This is a genomic window from Spirulina major PCC 6313 (genome assembly GCF_001890765.1).
GTDB classification, from domain to species: domain Bacteria; phylum Cyanobacteriota; class Cyanobacteriia; order Cyanobacteriales; family Spirulinaceae; genus Spirulina; species Spirulina major.
Map to the genome: position 1 here is coordinate 1,216,716 of NZ_KV878783.1, position 13,252 is coordinate 1,229,967.

Below are 13,252 nucleotides of genomic sequence, written 5' to 3' on the forward strand. Positions count from 1 at the left end.
CTAAGCCGTCCTGCCAGGATTGTAACAAGGCGGAAGATCCTTGGAGATGGTAAGACCTCTCCTCTGCAAGGATTGCGATGGACTATCGATCTCATCGTCTACAATATGTGCAGGTTGAGGTTCATGCATGGATAAACCGACAATCATTTGTGTTGATGATGAAATATTGGTGTTGTCAAGCTTGCGGGACTTGTTATACCAAGCGTTGGGTGATAACTATTGTATTGAAGTGGCAGAAAGTGGTGAAGAAGCGCTCGAACTGCTGACGGAGTTATTGCAGGATAAAGTTGAAATTCCATTGATCATCAGTGATCAATTAATGCCGGGTCTCAAGGGGGATGCGCTGCTGGTTGAAACCCATCGTCAATCTCCCAAAACATTGAATGTGATGCTGACGGGGCAAGTGAGTCCGGAGGCGATGGGTCGGGCGGTGAATCAAGCCAGTTTATATCAATACGTGGCTAAGCCTTGGAATGGCTCGGAACTGATTGAACTGGTGCGGACGGCGTTGCAAGATTATTTCCAGACTCAGAATCAGCAGGAGATTAACGTATCCTTACAGGCGTTAAATGTCCAGCTTGAAAAAGAAGTGGATGTCCGAACATCTATGCTGCGCTACAATCTCGCCCTGAATCGATTGATGGCTCAGGCATCAACGCAGTTGTTGAAGACGGCGGTGCAGGACTTGGATCAGGAGATTCAGGCTGTGTTGGAGCAGTTTGGAACGTTTATCCGGGTTGATCGGAGTTATTTGTTTCAGGCGTTGCCGTGTGGAAGGCGGGTGTCTTGTACCCATGAATGGTGTGCGTCGGGAATTACTGCCCATCAAGATGATTTGCAACGGGTTGAGTTGACGATGTTTCCGTGGGTGTTTGGGCGGATTTTTGCGGGGGAGACGGTGTATATCCCGGTGGTGGCTGACTGTTGGGAGGAGACTGAGGCGGCCCGGGAGGTGTTGATCCAGCAGGGGATTCAGTCGTTGCTGTGTGTGCCGATTATGGTGCAGGGGGAGTGTTTTGGGTTTGTGGGGTTTGATGCGGTGCGTCAGCAGCGTCAGTGGTCGGAGCAGGAGATTCAGGGGCTTCAGATCATGGGGGAATTGTTTGCGGGGGCGATTCAGCGACAGCGGACGGAGTTGGCGCTGCAAGAGAGTGAGGAGCGGTTTCGGAGTGCGTTTGATCATGCGGCGATTGGGATGGCGATTGTGAGTTTGGAGAATCGCTTTGTCAAGGTGAATGCGGTGTTTTGTGAGATGTTGGGGTATTCGGAGCGGGAGTTGCGATCGCTGACGTTTCCGCAGATTACTCACCCGGATGATCTCAGTGGGAATTTGCAGCAGCGGGAACGGTTGATGCGCGGCGAAGTCCAGAGTTATCAGCTTGAAAAGCGGTATCTGACGAAGCGACGGGCGGATATATGGGTGTTGCTGAATGTGGCCCTGGTGCGCGATCGCTCCGATCGCCCCCTTTATTTTGTGACGCAGATTCAAGATATCCGCGATCGTAAATGGATGGAACAGGCCATCCAAGACCGAGAGCAACGCCTCCGCCGCATCACCGACACAATTCCGAGTGTGGTCTATGTCTATCATTTATTACCCAATGGTGAGCATTTTTTCTCCTTTGCCAGTTCTGAGACGGAGCACCTCCACGAAGTTTCAGCCCAGGCAATGTGTGATGATCCCAACACCATTTTTGATCTGATTGTGCCGGACGATCGCGATCACCTCAATGCCTCCATTGCCCACTCTGCTGCAACCCTAGAACCTTGGCAGTGTGAATATCGCATTCGCACCGCCAGCGGCCGATTGAAATGGATACAAGGCACGGCTAAACCAGCCCGACAACCGGATCACAGCATTATTTGGTATGGAGTTTTAACCGAAGTAACGACTCTCAAAGAAACCGAAGCGGCGTTGCAAGAAAGTGAATCACGTCATCGAATGATGCTCGATGCGATTCCGGACTTGATGATTTTTATGGATGGGGATGGGGTGTATTTGGGTAAGTTCCGATCGCGCCATAGTCGAGACTTGATCCCGCTCGCCCAGGATCATCAGTCAATGGGTAAAAGTATCTTGGATCTGTTGCCGCCGGAGATCGCCCAACGCCAACTTGAGGCGGTTAAGGCAGCGATCGCCACCCAAACGGTACAAGTCTTTGAACAAGAACTCTGGTTCGAGGGTCAGCACATCTACGAAGAAGTCCGGATCATTCCCTATCACATCAACACGGCGCTCTTGATCATTCGGAACATTAACGATCGCAAGGAAGCCGAACTCGCCCTCCAACGCAGCGAAGCCAAAATGCGGGCGTTAATCAACGCGCTGCCGGATTTGTTGATCCGTATGCACCGGGATGGAACCCATCTAGAGATTCACAGTCCGACCACCTTTAACACTGTCGTGCCTTTGGCCGAGGCGATCGGCCGCAATATCCGGGATCTTTTGCCGCCAGAAATGGCCGAACAACGGTTAGCCTTCTGTGAGCGTGCCCTAGCAACAGGGGAAATTCAGCGTTATGAATTTCCGATCCAAGTCCAGGGTCAAGTGGCTTGGGAAGAGGCGCGGATTGTCCCCCTCAATGCCGATGAAGTGCTGATCGTAGTGCGAGATCTGACCCAGCGATATCAAGTGGAAGCGGCCCTGCGCCACAGTGAAGCGACGACCCGCGCTCTGCTCCAAGCCATTCCCGATATTTTGATTCAGTTGGATCGAGACGGCAATCGCCTCAACTTTTTTGCCCGCGACAATTTCCCGGTCTATAACCCGAACACGATTGCGATTGGGGGAAATATTCGGGATACGCTGCCGCCAGAGATTGTCCAAAAGCGGCTTGCCTGCATTGCAGCGGCTCTGGATACCGGGACGGTGCAAGTTGATGAATATACGCTGATCATTGATGATGATTTGCGGTATCAAGAGGCGCGGTTTGTGCCGATTTTGGACAATCAAGTGCTGGTGATTGTGCGGGATGTTAGCGATCGCAAACGCTTTGAACTCGAACTGCAACAGGCCAAAGATGCCGCCGAAGCCGCCAGCATCGCCAAAAGTCGGTTCCTCGCCAACATGAGCCATGAACTCCGTACCCCCCTCAACGCGATTTTAGGCTTTGCCCAGGTGATGGAGCGTGATGCAACCCTGAGTCCACACCACCAAGACAATCTCCAGATTATTCTCCGCAGTGGCGATCATTTGCTGTCGTTGATTAATAACATTCTGGATCTGTCCAAAATTGAAGCGGGTCACCTGACGGCCAACCCTGTCCCCTTTGATTTAATCAACCTGGTGCAGGCGGTGTATGATTTGCTGCACCATGCAGCGATCGCCAAAGGACTCCAGCTTGATCTCAGCCTTGATCCGCAAATCCCGCGCTATGTCTGTTCCGATTCCGTCAAATTACGCCAAATCCTGATCAATCTCGTCAGCAATGCGATTAAATTTACAGCCCACGGCTCTGTCAGACTACAGGTAATCCCCTGCACCACCGAAACCCGACCCGATGATCTGTCATTTTTGATCGAAGATACCGGCGTTGGTATCCATCCCCATGAACAATCGAAAATTTTTGAGGCCTTTGAACAAACCACGGCTGGGCAGAACGTCCCCAACGGAACCGGCCTGGGCTTAACCATCAGTATGCGGTTTGTGGAATTACTTGGGGGTCGCCTGATGCTCTGTAGCGAACCGGGGCAGGGCAGTACCTTCTGTGTGACATTACCAATGCCCGCCACCGATGCCATTCTCCCCACCGAACAGGCTGAGATGCGACGGGTGCAAGGGATCGCGACAGACTGTAGCCCTCCCCGTCTGCTGGTTGTGGATGCGGATGATCTTGGCCGTCGTTTTCTGGTGGAACTGCTTTCTAGCATCGGGTTTCAACTCCAAGCCGCCGCCACCGCCCCTGATGCTCTGGCTCAATGGCAAACCCACCGCCCAGATCTGATCATGATCGATCTCGATGTGCCGGATGCGCTGACGACCATGGAACAGATTCGCACTCAGGAAGCAGCGAACCCCACCGGGCAGCCGATGCCGATAATTGCCCTCACGGCCCATGCCTTTGAGCACGATCGCGAGGCTGCGATCGCCGCCGGTTGTGATGCATTTCTCCCTAAACCCTGCACCGAAGCAGATCTGCTCACGACACTCGCCTCTCATCTGAACATCATCTATACCTACAAATCCCCGGCCCCCAAACCGTCCCAAGACCCCCTCCCCACACTTCAACCCAACGATTTTGAAGGTCTTCCCCTGGCGTGGGTACAAAACCTCAACAAAATGGCAATGCTCTGCTACGACGTACAAGTGCATCAGTTGATCGCAGAACTTTCCCCCGACCACAATCGATTGCGCCAAATGTTGAGCCACCATGCCAATAATTTCGACATGGAGCCCATCATCAACGTCACGCAACTCTATTTAGAGCAGTGTGGTGAGTCTTTGGATCAAGTAGATTGACGTACTCCCCCGCATAAATGACGGGGGATTCTGGGTTCAGACAGCAATTGCAGGCGTAGCCCGTCTTATATTGCCTCGCCCGATGGACAACGCCCTGCCCATACGGTGCTCACCCCGGAATTTTACTTCGCGCTAGCGAACGCTTTTACTGTATCACCACCGAATCAATTCGGTTATTCGCTTATATCCCCCGAATAAAATTCAGGGGGCTTTACGCATCACGCTCGTAAAAAAAATCGGGATGACTGGATTCGAACCAGCGGCCCCTTCGTCCCGAACGAAGTGCGCTACCAAGCTGCGCCACATCCCGAAAATGAAGCTTTTCCACTATAGCATAGGGGTCTGGGTTTGGGACAAGGGGTGAATGTGGGGAATCCTTTGCGATCGCCCGCCCCCGGCCTCTACACTGTAAAGAAATGTAACCAAGCTGAGAGCAACCCATGGCGAGAGATTTACGGGGCTTTATCCAACAACTCGAAGACCGCGGCCAACTGCGCCGCATCACCGCCCCCGTTGACCCAGAACTCGAAATCGCAGAAATTTCCAACCGGATGCTCACCGCTGGCGGCCCCGGCTTGCTCTTTGAAAATGTCAAGGGGGCAAAATTTCCCGTCGCCGTCAATTTAATGGGCACAGTGGAGCGAATTTGTTGGGCGATGAACCGGGAAAACCTCGCCGAACTCGAAGACCTGGGGCGTAAGTTGGGGATGCTCCAACAGCCGAAGCCCCCGAAAACCCTCGCCCAGGGGGTTGATTTTGGCAAATTACTTTTTGATGTGGTCAAAGCCAAGCCGGGGCGCGATTTTTTCCCGCCCTGTCAGCAGGTGGTCATTGAAGAGGGTGATCTCGACCTCAATACCCTTCCCCTGATCCGTCCCTACAGCGGCGACGCGGGGAAAATCATCACCCTGGGGCTGGTGATTACGAAGGATGTGGAAACGGGCACGCCCAATGTGGGGGTTTATCGATTGCAATTGCAGTCGAACAAGACGATGACGGTGCATTGGCTCTCGGTGCGGGGCGGGGCGCGACATTTGCGCAAGGCGGCGGAGGCGGGGAAAAAGCTAGAAGTTGCGATCGCCCTCGGTGTCGATCCCTTAATCATCATGGCCGCCGCCACGCCGATCCCCGTGGATCTGTCCGAATGGCTCTTTGCGGGACTCTATGGCAAAAGCGGGGTCAAGCTGGCCAAATGTAAAACCGTGGATCTCGAAGTTCCGGCAGACTCTGAATTTGTCCTTGAAGGGACGATCACCCCTGGTGAAATGCTCCCTGATGGCCCCTTTGGCGATCACATGGGCTATTACGGCGGCGTGGAAGATTCGCCCCTGATCCGCTTCCACTGCATGACCCACCGCAAAGATCCGGTGTATCTCACCACCTTCAGCGGTCGCCCGCCAAAAGAAGAAGCGATGATGGCGATCGCCCTCAACCGCATCTATACTCCAATACTCCGCCAGCAAGTCTCAGAAATCACCGATTTCCTCCTCCCCATGGAAGCCCTCAGCTACAAAATGGCGATTATTGCGATCGACAAAGCCTACCCCGGCCAAGCCCGCCGCGCCGCCCTCGCCTTCTGGTCAGCCCTGCCCCAATTCACCTACACGAAATTTGTCGTCGTCGTCGATCAAGACATCAACATCCGCGATCCCCGTCAAGTGGTGTGGGCGATTAGCTCCAAAGTTGACCCCGTGCGCGATGTGTTCATCCTCCCCGACACTCCCTTTGATACCCTCGATTTTGCCAGCGAAAAAATCGGCCTCGGCGGCCGCATGGGCATCGATGCCACCACGAAAATCCCCCCGGAAACCGATCACGCCTGGGGCGAAGTCCTCGAATCTGACCCCGCCACAGCCGCCCAAGTGGATCAACGCTGGGCTGAATACGGCCTCGCCGATATCAACCTCACGGAAGTTGATCCCAATGTGTTCGGCTACGAAGTCCGTTAAATTCCCCAAACCCGTCTTGCTAAGGGGTGGGGCGATCGCAAATGTTCAAGATCATGGCCTCAAACTGTTCGGCTTGGGAACAGATTTGCTTAACCTGCTGCCATTGTTGGGTGAGGATTGGGGCATGAGTCCGGTATGCTCTCAGGTTCTTTTTAATGCGCTCGGCTTTGGGTAGCACTGCGAGGCCTGATTCCACATTAGGATTACATTCAGCTTGGGCAAGAAGTGAATGAGTTTGATTTAGCAGAGCGGCTGCTAGCCAGGTTCCTGAAGATTGAGCCGGTAGGCAGAGGAGGGCGCGATCGCCCAGTTCTACCAGCCCTAACCAGCTTTTGATCACCATTTCCAACGCATCTACCGTATCAGACACCGGTGGACAGGACATCCCACAGGGAAGTTGTGGCCAGGCATTGTCTTTTGCCCAAGTGACGACCGTACTACCACAGTCCGAATACTGCTTAAACGCGACATCGACATCGACATGAATGATGAGTAGATCAAAATTCACTAAAGTAGGATCGTCATGCCATGGGCCACGATGTCGCTGATGGGCTTCGTAGCACCATTTCAGCACACCCCCCCAACCCCCTCCCAGCCTTGGCTGTGTCGATTCTGGTTGCAAGGGGATCATGATGAAAGGGTTGGATAAAATGGCGTTGAGGGCAGCGTGAATCACTTCATAATCTGTCGGCCCCTCGGCAACAAGGGCAATGCGGAATGCCTCAGACATTGGGCACGGCTCCTAAATGTCCCATCAGCCACAGACGAGAGAGGGGATATTGTTGATTGAGTTCCATCAGTTGGGGTGTGAGAGTGAGGCGATTAATCACGGTTTGACCCTTATTGTTACGCTCGACCGCAAATAGACGCACCTCAGGATCGGATAAGTCTAAACCATCTAAAGCAGCAGGGTTATGGACGGTGAAAAGCAGTTGTCGATCCAGAGCATTGTGTTTTAGCCAACCGGCGATCCGCGAGATCAGTGCCTTCAGTAAGCGGGGGTTGAGTGCCTGATCTAGGTTGTCAATGGCCAATATTTTAGGGGCTTGAGTTAGGAGACAAAGTAACGCGGTAAACAGTACATAAAGTGCGCCTTCGCTAGCATCATAGGCAGTGAGTTCGTTACGGCTTTTTTGCATGAAGCGATCGCTAAATTTCAAAATCTGCTTAGTCCGTGGCACTTTGGGTGAGAGCAGGTTCGCTCCGTAGCTAGTGGTTTCAATATCCACAACCCAATCAATGAGTTCTAAAACTTGCTCCAAAATAGCTTCACCTTGCTCTCCCTGAGATTCCAAATGTTGCTGCAACATAGCGAACCCATGGGCCAGCTGTCCACCACTCAAACCCACGGGAAAACGAGATTGCTGGTCAGGCAAAATGCCGCGCAATGTGGGGGTATTTGGACAATAAATTGCAAAATCTTGGAGTTTTTGCATCAGTTGTGCAGCAGGGTTATCCATTGTCAAATTCACTAACTGTAAAGCCGCAAGTCCGGCTTGAGCATTCAGATTTTTCTTGTTACGAACTCCATCAGAAATGATGTCCGTTTTTCCATCATGAAGAACTTCGGTTTTATAAGACCAAGCGGGTTCAGGGGATTCAATAGGATTCAGTAAAGAAACGCGGTAAACAGCATTAGCTTCACTGGTTGCCTCAATCGTGATGTGGGGCGGAGTCCGCTCTGATGCAAATGAGCTTTTGTACAATCGGGGCAACCCTGCCCGCACTCCCCGCCGCAATAAACTTTCATCATCAACTACGCCGTTGGCTGCTGCCCCCAACACCCCCAAGGCTTCGAGGAGGTTGCTTTTACCAACACCATTCGCCCCAATAAAGCTGTTAACGCGACCGAGTTTAAGTGTGGCATGATAAATGGATTTAAAACCTCGAATGTCCACTTGGCGAATCATAGTGTAATTAATTATTATTAATCGGTTAAAGTCACGAGAGAACTATAGCCATTCTCTATGAAGGATAAATAGGCAAATGATGAATAGAAAAGGGGGTTTATCTCACTTTTGTGATCACTTCAGATCACCCACCCCTACGCATCCGGGTCGGAGATTTTTGAATGTGTCCCGACCGAAAGAGGGGCGTGATTCTAAGATTCACAATTGATCAAGGATCACTATAGTCCAGATTTGGGATGAGATCACGGGACGATCGCACTTCAACGGGTGGTGAGTTCGAGGAGGAGACGCTGGATCATGAGGGTGTCTTGGGCGTTGGGGGTGAGGTGGAGATACTGTTGGAGATCGTGGCGGGCGGCGGGCCAGTGTTGGAGTTCGTAGTGGAGGAGGCCGCGGGTGCGGTGTTCGAGGGGATGATCGGGGAAGAGGAGGAGGATGCGATCGCAGCAGGCAATTCCCTTCGTAAACTCCGATTGATTGAGATAAATGTGCTTGAGATTATTCAACATCCGCGCCAAAAACAGTTTGGCGGTGACGGGTTCTAAAAAGTGGGTTTGGAGGGTAATCGGGCGTTGATAGATTTGACTGAGGAGGGCTTCACAGTCTTGCTCAAAGAGGATTTCACCCCGATTAAAGGCATCGACAAAAATGCCCACCGCTTCAAATTCGGGGCGGATTAAAAAATGTCCTGGCATCCCGATCCCCACCATGGGAAAGTCGATGCGCTGGGAAATATCGAGATAAACGAGGGCGAGGGTGATGGGAATACCGAGGTGGCGATCGAGTACGTCGTTGAGGAAACTATTGCGGGGGTCGTAGTATTGGTCGGTGTTGCCTTGAAATTGGTGCTCGGTGTAGAGGACGTGGTTAATCGCCTCGATCACTTTCAAGGGGTAGGGGGTGGCGGGGAGGCGCGATCGCACTTCCGCCGCCAGGGTTTCAAGTTGCTCGTGACAGTGAGCCGGGTCGAGGTTGGGGTATTCCTCTTGGGCGATCGCCAAGGCCGCAGCGGTGAGATCGATCATCGCCTCCGGTTTTTGCACCAGAGTTTGAAACCATTGCCGGGCCGGAACAAGCACCATCGTGATCGCCCCTAGACCGTGGCTTTGTTCTTGCGGGCTTGCTCTTTTTCCTTTTGTTTGGCGCGTTTAGCGGCGCGTTTGGCGGCATCGGCTTCGGCTTGTTTTTGGGCTTCGATGCGGGCGTTTTCCTCGGCGATTTTGTCGAGATAGTAGTGATAATCGCCGTTGTAGACGACTAAATCCCCGTCCCGTACTTCGACGATTTTCGTGGCGACTTGGGAGATGAAATAGCGATCGTGGGAGACGATCAACACGGTGCCGTCGTAGTCGTGGAGGGCGGATTCGAGCATTTCCTTGGCGGGAATGTCGAGGTGATTCGTCGGCTCATCGAGGATCAACACATTCACCGGACAGAGCAGCATTTTCGCCAGAGCCAGGCGGGCTTTTTCACCCCCACTCAGGGCGGCGACGGGTTTGTACACTGTTTCACCGCTGAAGAGAAAACGACCGAGGAGGGTGCGGACTTCTTCGTTTTTCCAGTCGGGGACTTCGTCGTGAATCGTGTCGAGGACGCTTTTTTTAAGGTCGAGGGCTTCGGCTTGGTTTTGCTCGAAGTAGCCGGGGATGATGTTGTGATCGCCAAACTCGGCGGAACCATCTTCGGGAGATTCGAGGCCGACGATCATCCGGAGCAGGGTGGATTTACCGCAGCCGTTGGGGCCGAGGAAGGCGATGCGATCGCCCCGTTCCACGAGCAAATTCGCCCCTAAAAAGAGCACCTTATCGCCGTAGGTATGGGAAAGGTCTTCGATTTTTACCACTTCGCGGCCACTGCGGGAGGCAGTGGGGAAGGTGAATTTGAGGCTGCGGAGGTTGGCGATCGGGGCCTCGATGCGATCGATTTTGCCCAGTTGCTTTTCGCGGCTTTTTGCTTGGGTGCTGCGGGTGGCGCTGGCGCGGAATCGTTCGACGAATTCCTGTTGTTTGGCGATTTCTTTCTGTTGGCGTTCGTAGGTGCTGAGTTGGGCGGCTTGGGTTTCAGCTTTTTGGGCAAGGTAGGCGGAATAGTTGCCGAGATAGGTGGTGGAAACGCCGCGCTCGGTTTCGACGATCTGGGTGCAGAGGCGATCGAGGAATTCCCGGTCATGGGAGATCACCACCATCGGGGTTTTGAGGTCTTTTAAATAGCCTTCGAGCCATTCGATGGTTTCAAGATCGAGGTGATTGGTCGGCTCATCAAGGAGGAGCAGATCCGGGTCTTGGAGCATAATTTTGGCGAGACTAAGGCGCATTTGCCAGCCGCCGCTGAAGGTGCAGACGAGGCGATCGCCATCGTCAGGATCAAACCCCATTTCCGGTAAAATCTTCTCAATTTCCGCATCGAGGGCGTAGCCATTGAGGGCTTCAAACCGCCGCTGGAGCTTGTCCATCTTGTGGAGCAGAGTATCGAGGGTGTCGGGGTCAGCACTTTCCATGGCGTGGGTGACCCGCATTAACTCTGCGTGGGTGGTGTTAGCATCGTGAAACACCGTCCAAAGCTCTTCGCGCACAGTTCGGGCTGGGTCAACGTCAAATTCCTGCGTTAAATACCCGATTCTCAAGTCAGCGGGGCGGATGATCTTACCGCTCGTGGGTTCGATGTGCCCCATAATTATTTGCATCTGGGTGGATTTGCCCGCGCCGTTAACACCGACGAGGCCAATGCGATCGCTGTCTTTAACCTCCCACGTGACATCCTTAAGGACTTCTCCGGTCGGATAGATTTTACTGATATGTTCTAAGCGCAGCATTACACGTCCATCCCATGGCATCTCAATCCCTTGTACTTTACCAATGTTTACAAAAATCGCCAAACATCCCAAAACTCCAAGGCTCAGATTGCCCCCCATTAACCCGCCGTTCGGTGCGGATCATGATCCCGGCCTGAGCACCGTCGGTGTAGGTTGTGATTTGTTCAGAATTGGGGCGATTGGGTGGGGGTAACGATGAATCTGTTCACGGCTTGGTCTCTTAAGGTGCAGCATTGGCCGCTCCGTCACAAAATGGCGGTGGGGTATGCGCTGGTGATGATTTTGGGGATTTTGGGGTCTGCATTAGGGTTGGTGGTGGCGGACTATTACCAAGGCCAAGGCATTCAACAGTTAAGTGATGCGAATCGCCAAGCTCGGTTATTAACCCAATTGAATGGGGAAGTGGAGCGGGTGCGGTTGGCGGGGGTGCTGTTGGAGTCGCGCTTGGCGCAGCCAGAGCAACTGTTGGTGTTGCGATCGCGGATTCGGGAAGATGTGGAATCGTCCCAAATCACCGCCGCCAAGTTGATCGATTTCGTCGAGAGTGACCCCACTTGGCTCGCTGAAAACCCCACGAAACTGACCCTTTTTACGAGGGACTACGCGATGGCGTTGAAGTTGTACGCCCAGACCTTGGATGAGCTTTTTCCCAGCGATCGGTATCGTCTCACCTCCGCTGAGCGCCGTGACATTGCCCAAGCCCTCGCGGCTCTGCAAACCAAACCCGAACTGCAAATCCTCACCGGGGTCACCTGGCAACTGGAGCAAACGGTTTTGGCGGCCCAAAATCAAGCGATCGCCGCCGAAATCGAACTCGAAAACGCCCAGGGGATTGAAAAAGGGCTGATTGTCTTGAGCAATCTGGTTGCTGCGACCCTTGCCACCGTGGGAATTTTTAGATTGACCTGGGCGGCGCTGTATCCGTTAGAATCCCTGACAAAAACCGCCAAAACGATTGCGATCGCCCACGACTACAGCCTCCGTGCCCCGATTCAAACCCACGACGAAATCGGCGTTCTCGCCAAATCCTTCAACCGCCTCATCGCCCAAATCGAACAACAGACCCAACAACTGATCGCTGCCAAAGACAACGCCGAAGCCGCCAACCGGGCCAAAAGTACCTTCGTCGCCACCATGAGCCACGAACTCCGTACCCCCCTCAATGCGATTAGCGGCTTCACCCAACTCCTCGTCCTCGAACTCGATGACCCCCAGCACCAAAACTATCTCGAAACCATTCAACGCAGCAGTGAGCATCTCCTGACCCTGATCAACGACATCCTCGACATTAGCCGCCTCGAAGCCGGAAAAATTGACATTGTCCAAGAACCTGTAGATCTCCCCCACCTCTGGAGCACCCTAGAGGGGATGTTTCGGAGGCGGACGGAGTCTAAGGGGTTGGCGTTTCAGGTGGCGATCGCCCCCGATGTGCCCACCACCATAAAAACCGACGGCAAACGACTGCGGCAAGTCTTGATGAACCTCCTCAGTAACGCGATTAAATTCACCGAAACCGGCTCTGTCAGCCTCACCGTCACCTATGACCCAAGCGCCGCTCACCTCTGCCTGATAGTCACAGATACCGGGGTCGGCATTGCCCCGGAGGAAATGCCGCTCTTGTTTAAACCCTTTAGCCAAACCCAATCGGGCCAAGCCTTGCAACAGGGCACAGGGTTAGGACTGATGCTGTGTAAACAATTCATTGAACTCTTACAAGGGTCTATTGAAATCACCAGTGAAATCACCAGTCAGTTAAACCAAGGCACAACCGTGACCATCCAATTACCTGCGATCGCCCCAGTTCACACCTCCACCGCCGCCCCACTCCCCCAGGAGCAGCCCACCGCCGCCCTGAGCTTTGAGGACATGCAATCCTTTCCCACGGATTGGCTCCTCAATGCACGCCAACAAGCCACCTCTGCTGACTTTCAAGCCCTTGAGCATTTACTGAAGGTTGCTTTAACGGACTATACATTATCAGACCAACAGAAACGTATGATTGGACTAATGCAACAATGGGTTATAGATTATCGTTTTGATCTCATTACCGAGCTTCTCACCCCGCTAGAGGTTCAGCCGGAAGCCTCGTCAGAACACGATACGATTTAATTTCATCCATCGA

At 53.2% G+C, this 13,252-nt stretch carries 7 protein-coding genes and 1 tRNA gene; 3 read left to right on the plus strand and 5 right to left on the minus strand.

Annotation, left to right across the window (positions count from 1 at the left end; genetic code table 11):
* The first annotated feature begins 127 nt into the window (after positions 1 to 127).
* Complete coding sequence (locus SPI6313_RS05310; protein ID WP_072620064.1) at positions 128 to 4,459, plus strand: PAS domain S-box protein; 4,332 nt, start codon at positions 128 to 130, stop codon at positions 4,457 to 4,459.
* Positions 4,460 to 4,695: 236 nt separating this feature from the next.
* On the opposite strand, the gene SPI6313_RS05315 is transcribed toward SPI6313_RS05310, so the two are convergent.
* A tRNA-Pro gene (locus SPI6313_RS05315) sits at positions 4,696 to 4,769 on the minus strand.
* A gap of 130 nt (positions 4,770 to 4,899) precedes the next feature.
* Between SPI6313_RS05315 and SPI6313_RS05320 the strand changes: the two genes are divergently transcribed.
* Positions 4,900 to 6,408 carry a UbiD family decarboxylase gene (locus SPI6313_RS05320; RefSeq protein ID WP_072620065.1) on the plus strand — a complete coding sequence of 503 codons (1,509 nt, stop codon included), beginning with the start codon at positions 4,900 to 4,902 and terminating at the stop codon, positions 6,406 to 6,408.
* 19 nt (positions 6,409 to 6,427) lie between these two features.
* Here SPI6313_RS05320 and SPI6313_RS05325 read toward each other — a convergent pair whose 3' ends face one another.
* From SPI6313_RS05325 to SPI6313_RS05340, 4 genes are all read right to left on the minus strand, one after another.
* Positions 6,428 to 7,138 (minus strand): hypothetical protein, encoded by a 711-nt coding sequence (locus tag SPI6313_RS05325; protein ID WP_072620066.1) that lies wholly within the window; start codon positions 7,136 to 7,138, stop codon positions 6,428 to 6,430.
* Positions 7,131 to 8,318: an AAA family ATPase gene (locus SPI6313_RS05330; protein ID WP_072620067.1), complete on the minus strand. Its 1,188-nt coding sequence runs from the start codon at positions 8,316 to 8,318 to the stop codon at positions 7,131 to 7,133. The genes SPI6313_RS05325 and SPI6313_RS05330 overlap by 8 nt, the downstream gene beginning before the upstream one ends.
* A gap of 260 nt (positions 8,319 to 8,578) precedes the next feature.
* Positions 8,579 to 9,400 carry a SirB1 family protein gene (locus tag SPI6313_RS05335; protein ID WP_072620068.1) on the minus strand — a complete coding sequence of 274 codons (822 nt, stop codon included), beginning with the start codon at positions 9,398 to 9,400 and terminating at the stop codon, positions 8,579 to 8,581.
* Between the two features lie 11 nt (positions 9,401 to 9,411).
* Positions 9,412 to 11,130, minus strand: a complete 1,719-nt coding sequence (locus SPI6313_RS05340; protein WP_072620069.1) for an ABC-F family ATP-binding cassette domain-containing protein — start codon at positions 11,128 to 11,130, stop codon at positions 9,412 to 9,414.
* Between the two features lie 195 nt (positions 11,131 to 11,325).
* Between SPI6313_RS05340 and SPI6313_RS05345 the strand changes: the two genes are divergently transcribed.
* Entirely contained in the window at positions 11,326 to 13,239 is a 1,914-nt protein-coding gene (locus SPI6313_RS05345) for a sensor histidine kinase (protein ID WP_072620070.1), read from the plus strand.
* The last annotated feature ends 13 nt before the right edge of the window (positions 13,240 to 13,252 follow it).

What these genes read in the sequence shown, in the direction of transcription:
- SPI6313_RS05320 (WP_072620065.1), top strand. Translation starts at nt 4,900, where the DNA reads ATGGCGAGAGATTTACGGGGCTTTATCCAACAACTCGAAGACCGCGGC.
- SPI6313_RS05340 (WP_072620069.1), bottom strand. Translation starts at nt 11,130, where the DNA reads ATGCTGCGCTTAGAACATATCAGTAAAATCTATCCGACCGGAGAAGTC.
- SPI6313_RS05325 (WP_072620066.1), bottom strand. Translation starts at nt 7,138, where the DNA reads ATGTCTGAGGCATTCCGCATTGCCCTTGTTGCCGAGGGGCCGACAGAT.
- SPI6313_RS05310 (WP_072620064.1), top strand. Translation starts at nt 128, where the DNA reads ATGGATAAACCGACAATCATTTGTGTTGATGATGAAATATTGGTGTTG.
- SPI6313_RS05335 (WP_072620068.1), bottom strand. Translation starts at nt 9,400, where the DNA reads ATGGTGCTTGTTCCGGCCCGGCAATGGTTTCAAACTCTGGTGCAAAAA.
- SPI6313_RS05345 (WP_072620070.1), top strand. Translation starts at nt 11,326, where the DNA reads ATGAATCTGTTCACGGCTTGGTCTCTTAAGGTGCAGCATTGGCCGCTC.
- SPI6313_RS05330 (WP_072620067.1), bottom strand. Translation starts at nt 8,318, where the DNA reads ATGATTCGCCAAGTGGACATTCGAGGTTTTAAATCCATTTATCATGCC.